Raw genomic sequence first — 19,764 nt, forward strand, 5'->3', positions numbered from 1 at the left:
CACAGCCGGCGAATCCAGGCCACCAGGCGCCACCAGCCTCGGTATGAGCAGATCGGCCCCAGTTAATCTGCCCAGCGCACCAACCCGTGGAGCATTGGCGGTCGGGTTCTCGGTCCGCAACAAGCTTTTTGTGTTCGGTGCGGGGCTGTTCGGCCTCATTCTACTGACTGCCTTGTTCGCCCCCTGGCTGGCCCCCTACGACCCAAATGCCATCAATTTCGCGGTGAAACTGGATCCCCCCAGTTGGACTCACTGGATGGGCACGGACGATCTCGGCCGGGACATTTTGTCGCGGGTGATTTATGGCGCACGCACGTCGCTGATCATCGGCTTTAATGTGATCCTCATCGCCATGGCCATTGGCGTGCCCATCGGCCTGTTGTCAGGCTATTTTGGTGGCCGGCTGGATATGGTGCTGATGCGCGTGACCGATGTGTTCCTGGCCTTCCCGCCGCTGTTGCTACCCATTGCCATCACTGCTGCCCTGGGGCCGAGTCTGGTCAACGCCATGCTGGCTCTGGCGATATCCTGGTTTCCCTGGTATGCCCGCATCATGCGCGGCGCGGTCATGTCGATTCGATCCCAGCTGTTTGTCAGTGCGGCCAGAACCATGCGCATCAGCCAGCTGAAGATCCTGGTGCGGCATATTTTGCCCAACGCCTGGACGCCGGCGCTTGTTCAGGCATCGATGGATTTTGGTTACACCATTCTGGCGGCCGCTTCGCTCAGCTTTATCGGCATCGGTGCCAAACCGCCGACCATCGAGTGGGGTTTGATGGTGGCGTTGTCCCGGTCCAAATTTCTCGACTTCTGGTGGACGGCCGCCTTTCCGGGGTTGGCGATCTTTATCACAGTGCTGGCGGTTAACCTGATTGGCGACGGACTGCGCGACATTCTCGATCCCAGGGCACGGGGGGTATAAAAATGCAGCTACTGGCAGTTTCCGCGCTCCACGTCCGCCTCCCGTCGATTCACCGAACCGTGCACGCGGTGCGGAATGTGTCTTGGTCGCTGAACGAAGGTGAAATACTGGCGCTCGTTGGGGAATCGGGTTGCGGTAAGACGATGACCGCCATGGCCATATTGGGGTTGCTGCCAGATTCCGCTCAGGTAACTGGGCATTGCAGTTGGCAGGGGCAGCAGCGATCAGTTCGAACCAGCGGCACTCGTGACCCGCTGGCAGCAGAGCACGCGGCGGTCATCTTTCAAAACCCACAGACGGCTCTGAATCCGTTCTTCACCATCAGTCAGCAAATGGGCGACGTCGCTCTGGCCAGTGGCCGGGTAACGCGCAAATCGTTACCCGGCGTATTGGTTGAAAACCTGGCGCGGGTGCAATTGCCCGACCCATCCGCGGTGTTGAAGAAGTATCCGCATCAATTATCCGGCGGCCAGCTGCAGAGAGTGATGATCGCCATGGCGCTGGTGTGCCGGCCACAAGTGTTGATCGCCGATGAGCCGACAACAGCGCTGGATGTCATCGTACAGGCCGAAATTCTTGAGTTACTGCGCACATTGGCGCTTGAAGATGGGTTGGCCGTATTGCTGATCACCCACGATCTGGGTGTGGTGGCATCACTCTGCGATCGGGTGATGGTGATGTACGCGGGGGAGATTGTGGAACAGGGAGCAGTAAAGGAGGTACTGCGCTCACCGGCCCACCCCTATACCCGAAAACTTCTGGCTACGGTGCCGGATATCGACGGGAGTCGCACTGCGCTTGAGTACATTCCCGGACGGGTACCTGATCTCAGTCAGCCTATGCACGGGTGCGCCTTCAAAGAGCGGTGCGCGCATCGCCACGGAGCCTGCGATCGGGTACCGATCGAGCGCGTTCTCAAAGGGGGGCAAAGTTACCGGTGCCACCTGAACGACCCATATGAGGTGACGCAACCGTGACCAAACCCGTAACCAACCACACGCTGAAAGTCCGTGAGTTGGAGAAAGTTTATCACACCAGAATGGGGCCTTTTATTGCCGTCAACAAGGTGAGCCTGGACATTGCCGATGGCGAGGTGCTGGCGATTGTCGGTGAAAGCGGTTGCGGTAAAAGTACCTTGTCCCGGCTGTTGATCGGGCTGGATCAGGCCGATGGAGGGGAAATCCGTTTTAACGACCGGGTGCTTTATCGGGCCAGTGACGCCCACGCATCACACCGTAACGACGGCATCGCGATTGTGTTCCAGGACCCTTTTTCATCCTTGAATCCCAAGATGAGGGTGGTTGATCTGGTGGCCGAAGCCTTTCGTCCGACTAAGCTGTCCGCGATCAAGGGGTGGCGCGGCCGTCGGGTCACACGGCGAAAGCGCGTGGTGGAGTACCTCAACCTTGTTGGCCTGGATGAGACGCACCTCGACCGTTTTCCGCATGAATTCTCAGGAGGGCAGTTGCAACGCATAGCGCTTGCCCGTGCGCTGGCGCAGGAGCCTGGCCTGTTGATTCTGGATGAGCCCACTGCGGCGCTCGATGTATCGGTTCAGGCCCAGATTCTTATGTTATTGAAGGAACTCCAACAGCGGCTTGCCCTGAGCATGGTGTTCATCTCCCATAATCTTGGCTCTGTGGCATTCATTGCGGATCGAATCATGGTCATGTATCTCGGTCACCGGGTTGAAGCCGGGCCAACACGCAAGGTGCTCGATCATACCCGTCATCATTACACCAGGGCGTTGATCGAGGCAGTACCCAGCATCAACCCACACAGAAAGCGCCGCGTATCGACCCTGGTGCCCCGGGGATCGATTTTACGACCGGCATCACGGAGCTGTGTTTTCGCCGACCGCTGTCCGGCAGCCACCGATGACTGTCGCCAGCATGCCCCCTCTTTTACCGAGGGACCAGGCGGCCACGGTTTCGCCTGTTTCCATCCGTTATCGGAGACGCAACCATGACGCAATTTGCCATTGCCGGCGTCCAGCTCAATGCTGCCGCGGGCGACAATCTTGAAGCGATCAGACGGGTGGTGACCGCTGCCAAGCGCCGCTTTCCCTGGGTGGATATGGTGGTACTCGGAGAGCTGGCTGCCAAAGGGGGCTCGGTCGCCGCCGCTGAGCCACTGCCAGGTCCGACTGAGGAGTATTTCTGTACCCTGGCCCGGAAGCTGAACCTGTGGATGGTCAATGGGTCACTGTACGAATTGCATCAGGGCGAGGTTTACAACACCGCCTCGGTTATCAATCCGCACGGGGAGGTGGTGGTCCGCCACCGAAAACTCTACCCATTTCTACCCTACGAGCAGGGGGTGTCCGCCGGTAATCAGCACACGATCTTCGATATCCAGGGGGTGGGTCGCTTCGGCGTGTCCATCTGTTATGACATGTGGTTTCCCGAAACCACCCGCGCTATGTGCTCCATGGGCGCCGAAGTGATTCTTCATCCGACGCTGACGAACACCGCCGACCGCGACCTTGAGCTGGCGATCGCCCGGACCAGTGCCGGCGTCAATCAGTGTTATTTCTTTGATGTGAACAGTTGCGGTGAGCTGGGCAATGGTCGATCAATCATCGTGGGCCCTGACGGGGACGTATTGCGCCAGGCGGGGGAGTGCCAGGACGTGATGACCACCGTGGTGGATTTTAATCGTGTCCGCCGCAGCCGGGAGCGGGGCGTTCTGGCGTTGGGGCAGCCGCTGAAAAGTTTCCGGGATTCCACGGTGCAGTACCCGCAATATTCGACGCCGTCGAAGTATCTGAGCACCCTGGGACCTCTGGTGGTGCCCGGGAAACTTTAGCCCCTCAGGGACCATTCACATGTTCCGGTTGGCGCGGTGCATCTGCGGTTCATCATGTTTCTGATACCGTGTGTCGAAGCAACGACCAGTTTATCGGCGGTAATTTTTCCAGGTCAAACCACGCGCTGTTTTCCAGGACGTCGAACAATTGCGTAAACACGTCGAAGACTGCGCAATGGTCTTAAAAGCCGGTAAAGGGGGTGTTGTGCTGATCTCTTTGAAGCCTAAGCTGGTGCTTGAAGAGGGGGCGGCCAGCCCGGGCCTGACCAGCGCGTGTTTTTAAGCGGGATTTAACCTCTTTCGGCTGGCAGGGTTCCGCAGGTAACGGCTATGTTACTACTGTGGCACGGGGGGAACAGACCGGGTACTCCCGGTGCCCGCAACCCATGAATGCTGGGAGGAGCTGTTATGGCTGATGTAAGCGCTGATGGTACCTATCAATGTGACCATGAAGGTTGCAGTTGCAGGGTGGCCGATGACGAAACCCACTTCAAGACGTCCACCGGTATATTCTGTTGCCGTGAGTGTTCGGAAGGCAAAGGGTGCAATCACCAAGGTTGCGAATGTGCGTCTAACGCCCGACACTGACGGTTGAGTGTGTTGGAGGGGTAAAACGGGCACGGTTACTGTTGCCGCAAACTGGTGTGCGTCTGCGTCGTTGGAAGGGGCGGATTTGGTCGTTCGTCGTTTGCGGTGCGCATCTTGCTTGCCCAAGCGTGGGGGCAGAAACATCACCGTTAGGGAGGCGACCCCATGAATGATCGCAATGCCGTATTGGGAGAACATTATTCCCACAAAGTGAGCGCGGAGTTCGACAGTCAAACGGCTGCGGACCGTGCAAAGGAATCTCTGGAACGTGCCGGGATCCCTGAGCAGCAAATCCGGATCATCAAGCCCGACGACCCGGCCATGGCCCGCAAAATTGAGCCCGAATCCACGGGAATCGCGCGGTCGATGGTCAAGGCCCATGTGAAGTTTGGGGTGGTGGGCCTGGTGGCCGGACTGGTGATCGCGGCCGTGCTGGTTGCAGTGGGGCCGGCTTTTGCCCGCACCAGCCCGGTACTGACGTTTATCGCTCTGGGCTTTTTTGGGGGCGGTATTGTCGTTGCTGTTCGCAGGCGCAGTGGCGTTGCGCCCGGACCACGATCTGCTGATCGAAAAAACCCGTAAGGCCACGAAAACCGGGCATTGGACAGTCGTTGTCCATTGCGACAGCACGAAGCAGCAGGAACTGGCAAAGAACACGATGGATTCCAGCGCACAATCGTTATAGAAACCGGTCAGCCAGTGCCGGATCCAACGGGCCAGAGTGTTTTGTAGAAGTTACAGGTTGCCTGGTCAAATTTACCCGACCTGGCGCTTTTCCGGGCATATCCATGCCCCGATGTTTACCATTCTGTAAGGAAGCGGGGTCTGGCAGCCTTTATCGGGCGTCGTGGGGCTAAAACCTACTACAGTATGAGTGTAGGCACCCGGCTCTTGACCCGGGAAGCGGGAGCCGTGCTGATAATTTGCCGATGGTGACACCCTCTGTAAAACCGCAACGGTAAGTGTCTGTTGCCTAAACACTCACCTGATGCTGTTCCGTTCAGGCTGACAACCCAAGGTAAAACCTGTGCCCCATGCTTTGTTGGTGGATAATAACCCGAAAAGTCTTACCCCCGTCCGTGAGATCTGTGAAACCTTGGGTTTTTCTGTTGAATCAGTGAGCAGCACGGAGGAAGCCCGGGACACAATTCTCAGGGCACGACCTGAAGTCTTGTTGATTAACCTGGACGGTGACGACATCGGCCTGCGGACCACGCTGCTGAACTTCCTGACTCAGGCCAATATTGCCGACGTTACCCAGATCTTTCTTATGAGCAGATCGCCTTCTTACCTTCAGGCTGCTGAGGGATTGCGGGTCGGCGCCAGGGACATCTTTGAATACCCGAGTCAATTGACCAGATTGGCGGAAGCGTTGGGCCAGTACAAAAGCGAAATGAAGTGCGACCAAAGCGGTGAGAAGGCCGTGCATAAGAGTGGGCGGGGGTTGTTGATTGGCGAATCCCCACCCATGTTGCAGCTGTACAAAACCATCCGGAAAGTGGCCCCGAGCGACATTGCGGTGTTTGTGAGCGGAGAAAGCGGTACCGGCAAAGATCTGGTCGCTCGCACCATTCACGCGTTGTCGCACCGCAGTCATTGTCCTTATGTGGCAGTCAATTGCGGTGCCATTGCGGCCGAGCTGGCCGAAAGCGAGCTGTTTGGTCATGTGAAAGGCGCATTTACCGGGGCGGCGGGTGCCCGCAAAGGGCTGTTCGAGCAAGCGGAAGGCGGTACTCTGTTTCTTGATGAATTGACAGAAATGAAGCCAGACCTGCAGGTTAAGTTGCTAAGGGTGCTGGAGTCGCATACGTTTCAGCCGGTGGGTGCTGAGCGGGTGCAGCCCTGCAACGTCCGCATCATCGCGTCCAGCAACCGTGAGTTGGCCGAAGCGGTCGCCGAGGGCCAGTTACGCAAGGATCTGTATTACCGCGTCGCGCAGTTTGCAATGGAGATCCCCCCGTTGCGTCAGCGAGGGGAGGATGTGGTCCCGCTCGCCAAAGCGTTTCTTGCGGACCACTGCCGGTTTTACAAGATCAGCAAAGAGTTTTCAGAAGATGCCCTGGAAGTGCTGCGCATCTATCACTGGCCGGGGAACGTCAGGGAATTGCGCAATGTGGTGGCGCGGGCCTTTTTGCTGGCGGACACAGAAATTATGGTGGAGGATTTGCCTGCCAATCTTCTCGCCCGCCCGCCCATCGCGTCGGATTATCTCCGCCTGCCCGCGGGACAGACGCTCGGGGATGTAGAGCGCCAGGTTATCCTGACCACTTTGCACAACCATAAAGGTAACAAGACCACTGCGGCCAAAGAGCTGGGGATCAGTTTGAAAACGTTGTACAACCGGCTTAAAGAATACGAAATGAAACACCTGTCGTCGTAAACACGGCTGTAAATCCCGGATCATGGCCGCACGGTATTGGCGCAAAAACTGCTTAAGATTTGGTTGGATCACAGACACGGCAGAGGCACTGAAACGGTGCCTGGAATGAGGGCAAAGGTGTTATGCCGCACAGACACGCACGGATTGAATTGAGCCGGTTACTCAACAGTTCCGTCAAGGGCCGCGATGGCGAGATCCTGGGATACATTCACGATATTGTGCTCAACCCCCACAACGGACGTATCGAATACGTGGAAATGACCCTGGATGCTGACCAGTTCGATGCCCAGACTTCGTCAGTATCGATTCCCTGGAGTCAGTTCAAACTGGTCAATATTGCAACGGATATTGAACTCGACATCAGTCGCAAGGTGTTAAGAATGTGCGCCACCCGCAGCTCGTGATACCCGACCGGTCAGCACCGACTCCGCCCACACCCAGCCGTGCCTCGGTAACCCGATATCGCTGGCGCGCTACTTATCCGGGCCCGAGGTGTTTCGGGATGTGGCCAAGAACGCCCTGGCGGCGGCCGGGCGGGGCTGGCGGACCTGAATCGCGGTCACTTGTCGGTAAGTGATTGAAGCGCAGGTGGGTGTCAGCTGTCAGCGGCCATCAAGGCACCCACCGACCCCAGAAATACGTCCACCTGCCGAAATCCCTGCCGCAACAGTACCGATGCGGCGATGGTGGCACGGGCTCCGCTGCCACACATCAGGGTGTAGTGTTTAGCAGGGTCCAGAGAGTCTGTGTAGTCGGGTAGCAGGCCAACATAATAGTGCACGGCCTGGTCTACGGGGTTGGCGTCCACCTCGCCTTTGCCGCGCACGTCCAGCAAGACCCAGTCCGTTGGCGGGTTGTCCCGGCGCGACTTGAACTCGATAAGATCAATAACGTCTACAGAAACGAACGGCTCTGCGCCGGCGGCCCATTTGGATAGATCGGTCGCCAGATACCCCAACACCCGATCAAAACCGATGCGCGCCAGGTGACGGGAGGCGAGGGCCGCTTGTTGTGCACTGGCCGCCACCAAGGCTACAGGATCGTCTGGCTGCAGATACCAGCCGGCGAACGCGGGAATCATGGCGCTAGGCAGGGACAGGCTGTCGGGAATATGGCCGCCCAGAAAGCTGCTGACGGTGCGCACGTCCACGATGACCGTGTCCTTGGACAGCTCTTTGAATTGGCGGGGCGACAAAGCGGTGGGGGTCAGAACCCGGGGCACGGCGCTGCCCCCTGCCGAGTTCAGGCGTTCCATCTCGCGGAAATAGGGCGGCTGGTAGTGGTGTTCGCGCAACTTGCGCTGTATGAATGCCTCACGGGAAGACACTTGCAACATGGGATTGTTGCGGCGTTCGTACCCGATACTGGAAAACTCCCGGTCCGCCATATTGTCCCCGCACACGGACCCGGCCCCATGAGCGGGGTAGATCAGAGTCTGGTCACCGAGCTGCAGCAATTTTTGCAAACTGCCGTACAACAACCCGGCGACTTCCTCGGCGCGCTCGGGGTAGAAATCGGTACGGCCCACATCGCCGACAAACAGAGCGTCACCGGTGAACACCGCCACAGCGTCGTCGCCAAAATCAGTGTCGTACAACACCAGAGAGAGGCTGTCATCGGTATGGCCTGGCGTTTCCAGTACCCGTAGTTTCAGGTTGCCTAATTCGAAGGCTTCGTCTTCCCTGACGGTTTCGGCGTATTGCACCTCGTCCCCGGCATTGGGACCGTGGTAAACCCGGGCGCCGGTGAGTTCCTCCAGAATGGGAGCACCTGAAATCAGGTCTTCGTTACGGTGGGTTTCAAAGATGTGGGTGATACGACACCCCCTGTCGGCGGCCACTTCCGCATAGATTTCGCAGTCCCGGCGCGGGTCGATCACTGCGGCCTGCCCGCTATTGCCCACCAGATATGACAGGTGAGACAAACCTTCGGCTTTGAATGTCTGAATGAACATGAGGCCTCCGTTATGCTAAGCCGGTGCCGACCGAGAGATCATGTCGCTTGCAGTTTAGTGTCCTGGTGGTGTCGTGGTCCTCAGCGAGAAGCTCAATCGCATTCTTTGTCATGGCGTTTGCTCCCTTTGTACGTTGGCACCTATGGGTATCCGGTCATACAGAGGAGCTGGAAGTCGGGTGACACTGCGTGAATCAAATTTTCTGCAAATGTCACCCATAGCGGCGGCTGGAGATCAGATATCGCTGTCCCGAAATCTGTCAAATTCCTGCTCCGCCTCTTCTTTGGTTTGTCCGTAGCGTTCCTGCATCACGCCGGCAAACTCTTCCCGGTTGCCTTCGATCCGGTCCAGATCGTCATCGGTAAGTTTGCCCCATTTTTGTTGGATTTTACCTTTCATCTGCTTCCATTTGCCTTCGGCGATATCTTTGTTCATGTTGCTCTCCTTTCTGATCATGACACCTTGCGGGCATAGAGTGCCGGCCGGTGCCATATAGCGCAGCATCTCCCATGCCAATTTGCGCAGGAGAGTCAGGCAAAGGTCGTCATCTGCCGGCAGTAGCGGCGTGCAGGGACGGGAATTCGATGGCGACGGGTTGCCACAGCGAGGGGGTTGCCGGGTCACCGTGTAAATTTTACAAGTGCGGCAAGTAAGGACGGGATGGCTGGAAGCGGCGGTCGACCCTCGATGTCAGGCCGCCGGTACGTTCAGGGCCTGTTGGTACAATTTCAGGTCGTCATCGGAGAAACAGCAGAAAATAACCTCCGTGAGCGCTGGCTGTGACCGCACGAAAGTCCGCACGGTGTTAACCGCAATCTGCGCCGCCTTTCCGGCCGGGAAACCGTACACCCCGGTACTGATGCACGGGAATGCAATGGATTCCAGACCGGCATCAGCGGCTAACAGAAGACTCTGGCGGTAACACGAGGCCAGCAACCCGGCCTCCTGCTGATCACCGCCGTGCCACACCGGGCCGACTGTGTGAATCACGTGTCTGGCTGGCAGACGGTAGCCCCCGGTCATTCTGGCTTCCCCGGTAGGGCAGCCATGCAGGGTGCGGCACTCCTTCAGCAAGTCGGGCCCGGCGGCGCGGTGGATGGCACCGTCCACACCACCGCCACCCAGCAGAGAGGTATTCGCCGCGTTCACAATCGCGTCCACAGACAATGAGGTAATGTCGCCACGAATGGCATGCACTCTAGTGGTCATGTCGCTATCCACTCCGTTCAGGTCATCAGAAGATTGGCCACTGAGCAGTTAACTGTGGCCCGTGCTCGCTAGCGACCGGTTAATCAAGAAACCCTTTCAGCGCGGCTAAAACTTCCTCAGGTTGTTCACGGTGGGGCATATGTCCGCAATTGTCCAGCAGCACCGCGGTTGCCGGGCCTCCGGCATGCTCGGCAATAAACTCGGGAAACGCCGCAGACCCGTACTCATCGCCATCCCCGTGCAGGGCAAGTACCGGGCACTGCACTTTCCGGAGGGCGGGTTCCAGACTCCATTGGGCAAACTCGGGTGACAACCAGATGTCCGTCCACGCGCGCAGAACCCAGCAGGCCTTGTCCCCGTGCCACTTTTTCAAGCGGTCGAGTTGTCCGGGTTGCGCGAACATCTGCCTGGCGTCCTCGATTCCCTGACGTGTCAGATGCTCCACAAATGCCTGGGCCGCCACCGTGACGACCGCCTGGCAATCCGGATCTTCCGCGGCAATGTGGATCGCCATGCCACCCCCGACGCTGTGGCCAAGCAGCACATACTGCTCAATACCCAATTGGTGTTTAAGGACGGGGAAGTAGACGCTGGCTTCTTCGTCGATGAACCTGACCGACGGCAAAGTGTCCCGGGCAGCCGAGTGCCCATACCCTAACCGGTCATACGCGATCACGCAGCGGGCTAAGGTTTTCGCCAGTAGGGCAGGGAAATCCCGCCACAACCCGACGCTGCCCAGGGAATCGTGCAGCAGAATGAGGGGCGGCTTGCCCGAATCCGTCTCAGGTGTCCATTTTTTTGCGAAGACCTGCCCACCGGGAACGTCAATGCTGAATTGTTCAATGGAAGTGCTGCTCATATTTTTTATTGCCTTACCGTCGAAAGAAGCTGCAACCCGGCTGGGCCCGCCAAACCAAGGCCCTGGGGTTCGCCACGGGTTTTGTCCCATGAACCAGGCGCTGATACTGAATGGTACGTGCGCGGCCAGTTTATGCAAAATGAGCCTCACATTGCAGCCTTGGCCCCATGGCCTGCTCATTGTCAGTCGGCCGATGGCGCCCGCTAAGCCTCGCCTTGGATATCTGTCGTTACGCATCCGGCCCGCGCCTTGAGTGGGGCCCGCCCCAAACGGTCGCAGTCAGACAGTATGAATTCGCGCAGAGAGGTTCACAATGCCGGATCGGGGACTATATTGAGATCAAATACAGGGACGTGGGTGATCGCGAACCACGGTGCCATCTTTTTAACCAGGGCAGTTCTATGAATGATAACAAGACTCAGCGTATTGGTATGATCGGCATCGGTTTGATGGGCCAGGGTATTGCCGGCAACATTTTACACCACGGATGGACGGTCGGGTTTCTCGAGCACCCCGGCAACCAGCCCACGGACCACCTGGTGGCCGAAGGGGCCATTGCTTATGCCAGCGGCAGCGAATTGGCCACTGCCAGCGACGTGATCATCCTGTGTGTGACCGGCACCCCCCAGGTAGAAGATGCGCTGTTGCGTGCAGACGGAGTGCTGAGCGGCCTGCGGCCGGGAACGGTAATTATCGATTGCTCCACCGCTATTCCCGGATCCACGGTGAAGCTTGCACAAACAGTCGCGGCAGCGGGGGGCGCCTTTCTGGATGCGCCTATGACGCGCACCCCCAAAGAGGCGGCTGAGGGGCGGCTGAACCTGATTGTCGGAGGGGACCGGGCCCTGTTTGACGAGCAGTTACCGCTGCTGGAAAGTTTTTCCGAAAACATCACCTACGCAGGACCGGTGGGTTCTGGCCACACCCTGAAACTGCTCCACAATTTTGTATCTCTGGGGTTTTCTACGGTACTGGCTGAAGCCGCGGCCTGTGCCGAGAAGGGTGGCATTGAGCCCGGCGTCCTTGTGGAGGTGCTCGCCGCGGGCGGGGGTGCTGGCGCGATCCTGCAGCGCTTGCAACCCTATATCCTGGCCCGCGACAGCTCCGGGTTTAAATTCAGTATCGCTAACGCCCATAAAGACATCGGGTACTATGTGGCGATGGCCGAGTCGCTGGAGGCTGAAGACCGTGCCGCCCGGGGTATCTTTGCCGTGCTGAGCGGGGCGCTGGAATCCGGCTTCGACCAGGCCAGTATTCCGGAACTGATGGCGGTATTGAACGGGCAGCCGCTCAGTACAGCAGATCAACCAGTCCCAGGGAGATCCACGGAAGATAGGTAATCGCCATCAGGCAGGCCAAAACCACCAGCACGAACGGCATCAGCCAGGGGATGAGTTTGTCGACCGACAGTTTGGCCACCGCGCAGGCGGCGAACAGATTGACGCCGAGGGGCGGAGTAAACATACCGAGGGCCAGATTCACCACCACGATCAGCCCGAAGTGCACCGGATCGATGCCGTATTGCACGGCAATCGGGGTGAAAATGGGCGCCAGCACCAGAATTGCCGCCGAGGTTTCAATGAACATGCCCACGATCAGGAGCATGACATTGACCGCCAGAAGAAAGGAGATGGGGTTGTCGAAGACCACGGTCACCCAGGCCGCGACTTGCGTGGGCAAGCCGGAACGGCTGATGAGGAAGCTGAACAGGGCCGCGGCAGCGATGATCAGCATGACCGCCGCGGTTGAAATCACACTGTGGCGCAGAATTGGCCAGAGTTCCGCCAGACTGAGTTCACGATAGATAAATCCGCCAACGATGACCGCATACACCACCGCCACCGCCGACGCCTCGGTTGGCGTGAAGATGCCGCCGTAAATGCCACCAATCACGACAACCGGCATGAGCATGGCGATCCAGGCCCGCTGCAACGCAATGGGGAAGCTCTGACGGTCCTCATGATCGCGCAAACCGTAACCCCGCAGCTTGCAGAACAGGTAGAGGTACAACAGCAATGCACTGCCGATCAACAAGCCGGGGCCAATGCCGGCGATGAACAGTTTACCGATGGAAGTGTCGGTGCTGACGCCAAACAGGATCAACGGTATGGACGGCGGGATGAGGACCCCCAGTTCTGCCGACGACGCCTGTATGGAAGCGGCCAGCGGGCGCGGGTAACCGTGTTTCGCCATAGCCGGGATCAGGATCGAACCGATGGCAAACGTGGTGGCTACACTTGAGCCCGAGACGGCGGCAAACATCATGCACGTGAGCACGCAGGTCATGGCCAGGCCTCCCTGAAGGCCGCCCACCATGGACTTGGCGAGATCGACCAGCCGGCGGGAGATGCCACCCGCTGCCATCAGATTGCCCGCCAGAATAAAAAACGGAATGGCCATCAGGGGGAAGTTGTCGATACCCACAAACATCTGTTGCGGGACCAGCAACAGGGGCAGACGGGAGAAAAACTCGATACCGATAATGGAGGCCAACACGATGGCCACGGCGATGGGTACGCCGAGGCTGAACAGAATGATCAGCGCAATTCCGATGGCCGCATTCATGAGTTCACCCCCTCGTTATAAGTGGACGGAACCGGGGTGGCGCGTCGTTCAACCATGGGTGACGAAACCTGGGGAACATCGGTTTCGCTCTCCGTCGGGCCGATGCTTTCGCGGCCGGTGGTCTGTGCCAGCAGGCGGGCTACCACGGCGATCAGGGCAAACACCGCACCGGTCGGCATGGCCACATAAGCCCAGGCGATGGAGACCCCGAGACCGGAGAGCATCTGGTTACGTACCCGCCAGGTCATGGCACCGCCATAATAAATCAGCACCAGCAAAACAACGACACAGCAGAGTGCAATCACCCATTCGAGCCAGACCAGTGTGCGGGCCGGCAACAATCTGTAAACGACCTCCACCGACATCATGAACCCCCCACGGAAACCCGCCGCAGCGCCCATAAATACGCACCAGATCATCGCCGAACGGGATATGACTTCCGACCAGGTAGAGGGGGCGTCAAGGAGAAACCGGGTGATGACCTGATAAAACCCGAGCGACACCGAGATGATCAGCATGGCCACCGCGACGCCGAGGGCCAGCCGGGTGGTCCATTGCTCGAAACGTAAAAACAGCTTAACCATGACGGTCACCCCTGGATCTTGACGGCCCGATGCCGCTGACATCGGGCCTGCGCGACAAACGGATCAGCAGTCACTGTCGCGGATGAGGTCAAGCATCTCGCTGCCATACTGATCGGTATAGATCTTGTAGGCGGGCTTCACGGCTTCCTGGAACGGTGCCTTGTCGATGTCTGTTTTAACGGTCATGCCATTCTCACGGAGCAGTGCCACGCCGTCTGTTTCCAGGCGGGATACTTCTTCACGGGTCGCTTCTACCGACGCGGCTGCCGCTTCCTGAAACCAGCCCCGTTGTTCCTCGTTGAGGCCATCAAGCAGAACAGGGGAGCCGAGCACGGCCGCCGGTGAGTAGACGTGGCCAGTCAGCGACAGGTGATCCTGCACTTCCCAGAACTTGGTGGCGACGATGACCGTAATGGGATTCTCCTGACCATCGACCGTGCCTTGCTGCAGAGCGGTAAACACCTCCGGGAAGGCCATCGGGGTCGGGTGCACGCCCATCTGTTTGAAGGCTTCCATGTGTACCTTGTTCTCCATGGTGCGCACTTTCAGACCCTTGGCGTCCGACGGCGCCTCGATCGCTTGTTTGCTGTTGGTCATGTGGCGGAAGCCGTTTTCCGACCAGGCCAGCCCCACCAGACCGTGGTTGCCCATCTTGTCGAGAAGTTGCTGGCCGATGTCACCATCCAGTACGCAACGGGCTTGCTCGTAGTCCTTGAACAGGAACGGCAGGTCGAGCACGTAGGTTTCGGGCACAAAATTACCCAGTGGCCCGGTGGAGGTAATCACCACATCCACGGTGCCGATCTGTAATCCTTCTATCATGGCGCGCTCGCCGCCGAGGGCACCCGAGGCATGTTCGACGACCTTGAATTCGCCATCGCTGAGGCGCTCCAGGGTTTCTTTGAAAGCGTCGGCGCCGACCGAGTAATGGGAGGTGTCCGACAGGGTATGCCCGAGGTTGACGGTTTGCGCCGCCTGGGCGCTTGCGCCGAGCATGGCCAACGCCACTGTAATACCACCCATGGACATGGCGAGCCGACGAGGTGCGAATGTGTTTGTCATTGTTGTTCTCTCAATTTGCAGTGACACAGTTGTGGATCTCTCTGTCCATCGGTCAGAGAGGCTTGGCACGGTCGTCGAGAAACGCCTCGACGATTTCCCCGAAATTGTTATCGCTTTTAAAACCCAGCTGCTGCGCCCGCCGGGTATCGAAGCGGGCTGGCCAGCTGGCCACGATCGCCTCGATCCTGGGGTCGGGCTGATGCTTGACGCGGGCCAGGGCTTCGTCGCCGCCCAGTGTGCGCAGGCTGTCCAGCATTCCGGCGACGCTGACGGTAATGCCGGGCAACATCAGACTGCGCCACGGACCGAAGGCGTGCTCCGGAATCCCGGCCCCGTGTAACAGGGCTTCAATGACCTTGCCGGGCGACATCACAAATAATTCGAGGTCCGTGGGCACCGGGCACACGGCCTCTTCATGGTTGAGTGGCTCCCGCAAGATGCTGGACGCAAAGCTGGAAGCCGCTGCATTGGGGCGACCGGGTCGGATAACGATGGTAGGCAACCGCAGCACACGGCCGTCCACCAGACCTCGGCGGCTGTAATCGTTGACCAGCAGTTCACTCATGGCTTTTTGTGTGCCGTAGGAGCTTTGCGGGGTGACCGCGGTCATATCGTCGAGGACCGGGGGCAAATCACCACCGTAGGTGGCGACCGAGCTGGCCATGATCAGACGGGTATCAGAGAGGCCCCGGGCGCGGCAAGCTTCCAGAAGGGTGCGGGTAACATCAAAGTTTACCGCCATGCCGAGGTCAAGGTCGGCTTCGGCCGCGGAACTGACCACCGCGGCCAGATGAAACACCACATCAGGACGGTCATCCAGGGCCGCATCCAGTGCTCCGGGGGCAGTCAGGTCGGTGGCGCGAGCGGTGACTTTGCAGGGCATACCGGCGGGCGTAGCGGGCGTTACCTGATCAAGTAGAATCAGGTGCGCAAGTGGCTGGCCGCCGAGTGTGCCGCGTTGCGCGAGGGCCCGGATCAGGCGTTGACCCAGAAATCCGGCGGCACCGGTGATAAGAATGCGCATGACAAAGCCCCTGTGGTTATTGAAGTACGGTGTTCAGCTGCAACGGGGCCTGACTTGTTCAGGGAGTCAGGCCGTAAGCGTGCCCCCAGCCAAGACCGGCCCAGGTGTCCCCCTGCGGGCGATACTCACACCCCACCCAGCCCCGATAACCCAGCGTGTCCAGCCGGTCCAGGATTGCCGGGTAGTAGAGTTCTCCGCGATCGGGTTCGTGCCTTTCGGGTACGCCGGCAATCTGCACGTGGCCAATGTAGGGAAACTGGGTTTCCAGATTGCGGATCAGATCACCTTCAACGATCTGGCAATGATAGGCGTCGAACTGCACCCGGAGGTTGGCTGCGCCCACCCGCGTCACAATGTCCCTTGCCTGGGCCTGGCGCTGAAGAAAAAAACCCGGCATGTCGCGGCCATTAATGGGTTCGATAAGCAGGGTTTTACCCACCTTGGCGAGTTCCCCCGCAGCAAATTGCAGGTTGCGCACATAGGTGTCCAGATGGGCGCGGCGAACATCCGCATCGGCGTCGTCGGGCAGCAGACCCGCCATGGCATGCAGCCGGGTGCAACCGAGCACCTCGGCGTAGCGGAGGGCCATGCTGACCGACTCCTTGAATTCCTGCTCCCGGCCGGGGAGGCTGGTCAGCCCCCGGTCGCCCGCTTCCCAGTCGCCCGGCGGCAGATTGAACAATACTTGCGTAAGGTTGTGGGCGTCGAGGGCAGCGCGCAACTCTTCAGGCTCGTAGGCGTACGGGAACAGATACTCGACGCCGCGAAAACCCGCCTTTGCCGCGGCTGGAAACCGGCCGAGAAAGTCATGCTCCGTGAACAGCATACTCAGATTGGCGGCCAGTCGAATCATGGGTTGTCCCTTGTGTCATCAAGCATCGGTATCAGTCGCGCGGAAAACGCGCCTCCAGTTCCGCCACCTGCTCGGCACTCAGGCAGCGAGGGTTTTGACCGCGTAACAGCAAAAACAGTTTGGCGGTTTCTTCCAGTTCCTCGGTGGCATAGACCGCGGCGTCCAGAGTTTTACCCGCCACCACCGGGCCGTGGTTCGCGAGCAGCACGGCACTGTGTGCGCCTGCCAGCCCTTTGACCGCATCGCCCAGCGAAGGGTCACCGGGGATGTGGTAGGGCACCAGTGGCAACTTGCCAACCCGCATCACGTAGTAAGCCGTCAACGGCGGAATACAGTTGTGCGGATCGATTTCGGGGAGGCAGGACACCGCCACCGAATGGGTGGAATGCAAGTGCACGATGGCCCCGGACTGTGGGCGTTCACCATACATGGCCTGGTGCAGGAAGCTTTCCTTGGTGGGCTGATCGCCATCCATCAGATGGCCGTTGCGGTCCAGACGGGAGATACGGGCGGGATCAAGGCGGCCCAGGCACGCGTTGGTGGGGGTCATCAGCCAACCCCCGTCCTCCAGGCGGACACTGATATTGCCGCTGGACCCCATGGTCAGCCCACGATCAAACAGCGATTGGCCGTGCAGGGCAATTTGTTCCCGTAACCGGTTGATGGAATTCATGCCAGTACCTCGAAGGCCCGCGAGAAAAAATCGACACCACCAAAATTGCCGGATTTCAGGGCCACCGACAACGGTGCCTGGTGGCCCGGCAGTTGCGTCTGGGTCCAGGGGACGCCGGGGTCGATCTGTGACCCGATGCGCAATTGGCGGATGCCGAGCGCAGACACCACCGCGCCCGAGGTTTCTCCGCCTGCCACCAATAACTTGCCTACGCCTTCGGAAACCAATGCTTTCGCCAGTGTGGCCAGTGCGCGCTCGACCCGCTCGCCGGCGGCGGCCGCCCCCAGTTGATCCTGCGCGTGTTTGACCTGGTCGGGCGTGGCTGAAGCGTAAATCAGTACCGGGTCCGTGTTGTTCAGACGATCACGGGCAAACGCCAGCGCTTTGTCGAGTTGCTCATCGCTGGCGGCCAACGCTATGGGATCCAGAGCAAACCCTTCATAGCGGGAAAGGAAATGTTCAATTTGTGACAGGGTCGCCCGGGAACAGCTGCCGGAGAGTATCAGCGACGTGCCGCTGGCCGGTGCCAGCTGGCCGGCGTTGTCTACCTCTTTCAGCCAGCCGAGCCGGCGGTATTCGGCAGGTAAAGCCTGCCCCAGCCCCGACCCCCCGGTGACCAGTGGGCACTCGGCCACGGTCGCCGCCAGCACCCTGAGATCGGCCTCATCAAGGGTGTCACAAATGACCTGGCGGACGCCCTGCGATACCAGTTTGTTGAGGTGTGCCCGTGCCTGCGCCGCACCCGCCGTCAGAGTGGCATGGGCCAGCAGCCCAACGGGGTGGGGGGTCTGGCGGGACAGGGTGCGCACCAGATCAGCATCCCGCATCGGGTTGAGCGGGTGGTGCTCCATGCCGCTGTCGTTGAGCAGCCGGTCGCCGACAAACAAGTGGCCCTGGTAGACGGTGCGGCCATTGGCGGGAAACGCCGGTACCATGACGGTCTGCCGGGCACCGAGCTGGTCCAGCAGGGCATCCGTAACCGGGCCAATATTGCCGTCGTCGGTGGAGTCAAAGGTGGAGCAGTATTTGAAAAAGATCTGCCGCGCTCCCTGACCACCAAGCCAATTCAGCGCCGCCAGAGAATCACTGACGGCCTCTTGCACAGGGCATGATCGGGACTTAAGCGCCACCACTACCGCATCTGTATCTGCGAGATCCAGCGCCACCCGGGGGACGCCGATCACCTGCAGGGTGCGCATCCCGGCGCGGACCAGATTGTTGGCCAGATCGGTGGCGCCGGTAAAATCGTCTGCGACTGCTCCGAGTACTATCCCCATTATTCAGACTCCTGACCGGCTGGGTCGTTGGCTGCCGGCAACGCAAACCCGGAGAGTCGCTGGTACACCTTGATCACGGCTGAGTCGTCTTCACGGCCCAGACCGGCCCCGCTGGCGGCGGTGAATTGTTGCAACGCGCTGGCTGCTACGGGCATGGCGAGGGCCAGCTCCCGTCCGGTCTGGTGCACGATGTTCAGGTCTTTGACAAAAATATCGACAGCGGACAGCGGGGTGTAGTCGCCACTGAGGATATGAGGCACCCGGTTTTCAAACATCCAGGAATTGCCCGCTGAATGGGTTATCACGTCATATAGGGTTTCCGGGTCCAGTCCCATGCGAATCCCCAGGGCCATGGCCTCGGCGGCGGCAGCGATATGGACGCCCGCCAGGTGTTGATTGACCAGTTTCACGCTGGAACCGGGCCCCGGCGCATCGCCCAGTCGGTAGACGGTGGCGGCCATAGCGTCTAATACCGCTTGCCCCCTGGTGTAGGCTGACGGTTCGCCGGAAGACATGATCGACAACTGCCCGGTGGCGGCCTTGGCCGCACCACCGCTGACGGGGGCATCGAGCATGAGTAACCCTGCTTCAGACAGCCGCACGCCAAGGGTTCTGGCGTAACTGGGTGCTACTGTCGCACACTGCACTATGAGGCTGCCCGGTGCCAGTCGGGCGGCGAGGCCGTCGATACCGAAAAGCACCGATTCCACCTGATCGGCATTGACCACCAACAGCACCACAACGTTGCATTGGTCCGCGAGATCTGCGGGTGTGGCAACGCAGCGACCGCCCCGGGTGATGAATGCCTCACGGGCAAGCGAGGAGACATCGCAGCCTATTACAGACAACCCCGCGTTGAGTATCGCCGTTGCAGAGCCCAGCCCCATTGCACCCAGACCGACGACACCGACAACCGGCTCACGTTGTTTAGTCACTGGCTTACTCTCCACGCTGAGAACAGGTACCTCCATAAAAATAGAAGTAGAAGCAGAAAAGCGCTAGCGTA

20 protein-coding genes are annotated in these 19,764 nt (G+C 59.4%); 8 read left to right on the plus strand and 12 right to left on the minus strand.

What is annotated here, in order from left to right; genetic code table 11:
• Positions 1-43 precede the first annotated feature (43 nt).
• The 7 genes from BG841_RS14255 (at position 44) to BG841_RS14285 (ending at position 7,102) form a co-directional block, all read left to right on the plus strand.
• Positions 44-922, plus strand: coding sequence for an ABC transporter permease (locus BG841_RS14255; protein ID WP_070058255.1), 879 nt, complete (start codon positions 44-46; stop codon positions 920-922).
• Positions 923-924: 2 nt separating this feature from the next.
• Positions 925-1,899, plus strand: coding sequence for an ABC transporter ATP-binding protein (locus tag BG841_RS14260; RefSeq protein WP_070058256.1), 975 nt, complete (start codon positions 925-927; stop codon positions 1,897-1,899).
• On the plus strand, positions 1,896-2,891 hold the full coding sequence (locus BG841_RS14265; protein ID WP_198929194.1) for an ABC transporter ATP-binding protein: 996 nt from the start codon (positions 1,896-1,898) through the stop codon (positions 2,889-2,891). Before BG841_RS14260 ends, BG841_RS14265 begins: the two co-directional genes overlap by 4 nt.
• Positions 2,888-3,730 (plus strand): carbon-nitrogen hydrolase family protein, encoded by an 843-nt coding sequence (locus BG841_RS14270; RefSeq protein WP_070058257.1) that lies wholly within the window; start codon positions 2,888-2,890, stop codon positions 3,728-3,730. The genes BG841_RS14265 and BG841_RS14270 overlap by 4 nt, the downstream gene beginning before the upstream one ends.
• Positions 3,731-4,483: 753 nt before the next feature.
• The gene (locus BG841_RS14275; RefSeq protein ID WP_070058258.1) at positions 4,484-4,900 is read left to right on the plus strand and encodes a hypothetical protein; all 417 of its coding nucleotides are present in this window, start codon (positions 4,484-4,486) and stop codon (positions 4,898-4,900) included.
• Between the two features lie 535 nt (positions 4,901-5,435).
• Positions 5,436-6,698 carry a sigma-54 interaction domain-containing protein gene (locus BG841_RS14280; protein ID WP_158007619.1) on the plus strand — a complete coding sequence of 421 codons (1,263 nt, stop codon included), beginning with the start codon at positions 5,436-5,438 and terminating at the stop codon, positions 6,696-6,698.
• A 122-nt stretch (positions 6,699-6,820) separates the two neighbouring features.
• Positions 6,821-7,102: a PRC-barrel domain-containing protein gene (locus BG841_RS14285; RefSeq protein WP_070058260.1), complete on the plus strand. Its 282-nt coding sequence runs from the start codon at positions 6,821-6,823 to the stop codon at positions 7,100-7,102.
• A gap of 191 nt (positions 7,103-7,293) precedes the next feature.
• Here the strand turns inward: BG841_RS14285 and BG841_RS14290 are convergent, their stop codons facing one another.
• The 4 genes from BG841_RS14290 to BG841_RS14305 form a co-directional block, all read right to left on the minus strand.
• Positions 7,294-8,652 carry an MBL fold metallo-hydrolase gene (locus tag BG841_RS14290; protein ID WP_070058261.1) on the minus strand — a complete coding sequence of 453 codons (1,359 nt, stop codon included), beginning with the start codon at positions 8,650-8,652 and terminating at the stop codon, positions 7,294-7,296.
• A gap of 234 nt (positions 8,653-8,886) precedes the next feature.
• A complete protein-coding gene (locus BG841_RS14295) occupies positions 8,887-9,087 on the minus strand; it encodes a CsbD family protein (RefSeq protein ID WP_070058262.1) in 201 nt (66 codons plus the stop codon).
• Between the two features lie 255 nt (positions 9,088-9,342).
• On the minus strand, positions 9,343-9,861 hold the full coding sequence (locus BG841_RS14300; RefSeq protein WP_070058263.1) for an O-acetyl-ADP-ribose deacetylase: 519 nt from the start codon (positions 9,859-9,861) through the stop codon (positions 9,343-9,345).
• Between the two features lie 79 nt (positions 9,862-9,940).
• Complete coding sequence (locus BG841_RS14305) at positions 9,941-10,720, minus strand: alpha/beta fold hydrolase (RefSeq protein ID WP_070058264.1); 780 nt, start codon at positions 10,718-10,720, stop codon at positions 9,941-9,943.
• A gap of 401 nt (positions 10,721-11,121) precedes the next feature.
• On the opposite strand from BG841_RS14305, the gene BG841_RS14310 reads away from it, so the two are divergent.
• Positions 11,122-12,060 (plus strand): NAD(P)-dependent oxidoreductase, encoded by a 939-nt coding sequence (locus BG841_RS14310; RefSeq protein ID WP_070058265.1) that lies wholly within the window; start codon positions 11,122-11,124, stop codon positions 12,058-12,060.
• On the opposite strand, the gene BG841_RS14315 is transcribed toward BG841_RS14310, so the two are convergent.
• The 8 genes from BG841_RS14315 to ltnD form a co-directional block, all read right to left on the minus strand.
• Positions 12,011-13,285: a TRAP transporter large permease gene (locus BG841_RS14315; protein ID WP_070058266.1), complete on the minus strand. Its 1,275-nt coding sequence runs from the start codon at positions 13,283-13,285 to the stop codon at positions 12,011-12,013. The genes BG841_RS14310 and BG841_RS14315 overlap by 50 nt on opposite strands.
• A complete protein-coding gene (locus BG841_RS14320) occupies positions 13,282-13,869 on the minus strand; it encodes a TRAP transporter small permease (RefSeq protein WP_070058267.1) in 588 nt (195 codons plus the stop codon). The genes BG841_RS14315 and BG841_RS14320 overlap by 4 nt, the downstream gene beginning before the upstream one ends.
• Positions 13,870-13,932: 63 nt before the next feature.
• On the minus strand, positions 13,933-14,931 hold the full coding sequence (locus BG841_RS14325) for a TRAP transporter substrate-binding protein (RefSeq protein ID WP_070058268.1): 999 nt from the start codon (positions 14,929-14,931) through the stop codon (positions 13,933-13,935).
• 52 nt (positions 14,932-14,983) lie between these two features.
• Positions 14,984-15,955, minus strand: coding sequence for a D-erythronate dehydrogenase (gene denD / locus BG841_RS14330; protein WP_070058269.1), 972 nt, complete (start codon positions 15,953-15,955; stop codon positions 14,984-14,986).
• Positions 15,956-16,013: 58 nt separating this feature from the next.
• Positions 16,014-16,808, minus strand: coding sequence for a 2-oxo-tetronate isomerase (otnI, locus tag BG841_RS14335; protein ID WP_070058270.1), 795 nt, complete (start codon positions 16,806-16,808; stop codon positions 16,014-16,016).
• Positions 16,809-16,839: 31 nt separating this feature from the next.
• Positions 16,840-17,481, minus strand: coding sequence for a 3-oxo-tetronate 4-phosphate decarboxylase (otnC, locus tag BG841_RS14340; protein ID WP_070058271.1), 642 nt, complete (start codon positions 17,479-17,481; stop codon positions 16,840-16,842).
• The gene (gene otnK / locus BG841_RS14345) at positions 17,478-18,758 is read right to left on the minus strand and encodes a 3-oxo-tetronate kinase (protein ID WP_070058272.1); all 1,281 of its coding nucleotides are present in this window, start codon (positions 18,756-18,758) and stop codon (positions 17,478-17,480) included. The genes otnC and otnK overlap by 4 nt, the downstream gene beginning before the upstream one ends.
• On the minus strand, positions 18,758-19,693 hold the full coding sequence (gene ltnD, locus BG841_RS14350; RefSeq protein WP_228141670.1) for an L-threonate dehydrogenase: 936 nt from the start codon (positions 19,691-19,693) through the stop codon (positions 18,758-18,760). The genes otnK and ltnD overlap by 1 nt, the downstream gene beginning before the upstream one ends.
• Positions 19,694-19,764: the final 71 nt, after the last annotated feature.

It is taken from the genome of Marinobacter sp. X15-166B (assembly GCF_001752365.1).
Lineage (GTDB): Bacteria > Pseudomonadota > Gammaproteobacteria > Pseudomonadales > Oleiphilaceae > Marinobacter.

Bases quoted from the DNA above. Each gene is read 5' to 3' on its own strand.
- BG841_RS14260 (WP_070058256.1), top strand. From the start codon at position 925: ATGCAGCTACTGGCAGTTTCCGCGCTCCACGTCCGCCTCCCGTCGATT.
- BG841_RS14285 (WP_070058260.1), top strand. From the start codon at position 6,821: ATGCCGCACAGACACGCACGGATTGAATTGAGCCGGTTACTCAACAGT.
- BG841_RS14275 (WP_070058258.1), top strand. From the start codon at position 4,484: ATGAATGATCGCAATGCCGTATTGGGAGAACATTATTCCCACAAAGTG.
- denD (WP_070058269.1), bottom strand. From the start codon at position 15,955: ATGCGCATTCTTATCACCGGTGCCGCCGGATTTCTGGGTCAACGCCTG.
- BG841_RS14295 (WP_070058262.1), bottom strand. From the start codon at position 9,087: ATGAACAAAGATATCGCCGAAGGCAAATGGAAGCAGATGAAAGGTAAA.
- BG841_RS14305 (WP_070058264.1), bottom strand. From the start codon at position 10,720: ATGAGCAGCACTTCCATTGAACAATTCAGCATTGACGTTCCCGGTGGG.
- BG841_RS14270 (WP_070058257.1), top strand. From the start codon at position 2,888: ATGACGCAATTTGCCATTGCCGGCGTCCAGCTCAATGCTGCCGCGGGC.
- BG841_RS14300 (WP_070058263.1), bottom strand. From the start codon at position 9,861: ATGACCACTAGAGTGCATGCCATTCGTGGCGACATTACCTCATTGTCT.
- BG841_RS14315 (WP_070058266.1), bottom strand. From the start codon at position 13,285: ATGAATGCGGCCATCGGAATTGCGCTGATCATTCTGTTCAGCCTCGGC.
- BG841_RS14320 (WP_070058267.1), bottom strand. From the start codon at position 13,869: ATGGTTAAGCTGTTTTTACGTTTCGAGCAATGGACCACCCGGCTGGCC.
- otnC (WP_070058271.1), bottom strand. From the start codon at position 17,481: ATGAATTCCATCAACCGGTTACGGGAACAAATTGCCCTGCACGGCCAA.
- BG841_RS14255 (WP_070058255.1), top strand. From the start codon at position 44: ATGAGCAGATCGGCCCCAGTTAATCTGCCCAGCGCACCAACCCGTGGA.
- otnI (WP_070058270.1), bottom strand. From the start codon at position 16,808: ATGATTCGACTGGCCGCCAATCTGAGTATGCTGTTCACGGAGCATGAC.
- BG841_RS14310 (WP_070058265.1), top strand. From the start codon at position 11,122: ATGAATGATAACAAGACTCAGCGTATTGGTATGATCGGCATCGGTTTG.
- otnK (WP_070058272.1), bottom strand. From the start codon at position 18,758: ATGGGGATAGTACTCGGAGCAGTCGCAGACGATTTTACCGGCGCCACC.
- BG841_RS14290 (WP_070058261.1), bottom strand. From the start codon at position 8,652: ATGTTCATTCAGACATTCAAAGCCGAAGGTTTGTCTCACCTGTCATAT.
- BG841_RS14325 (WP_070058268.1), bottom strand. From the start codon at position 14,931: ATGACAAACACATTCGCACCTCGTCGGCTCGCCATGTCCATGGGTGGT.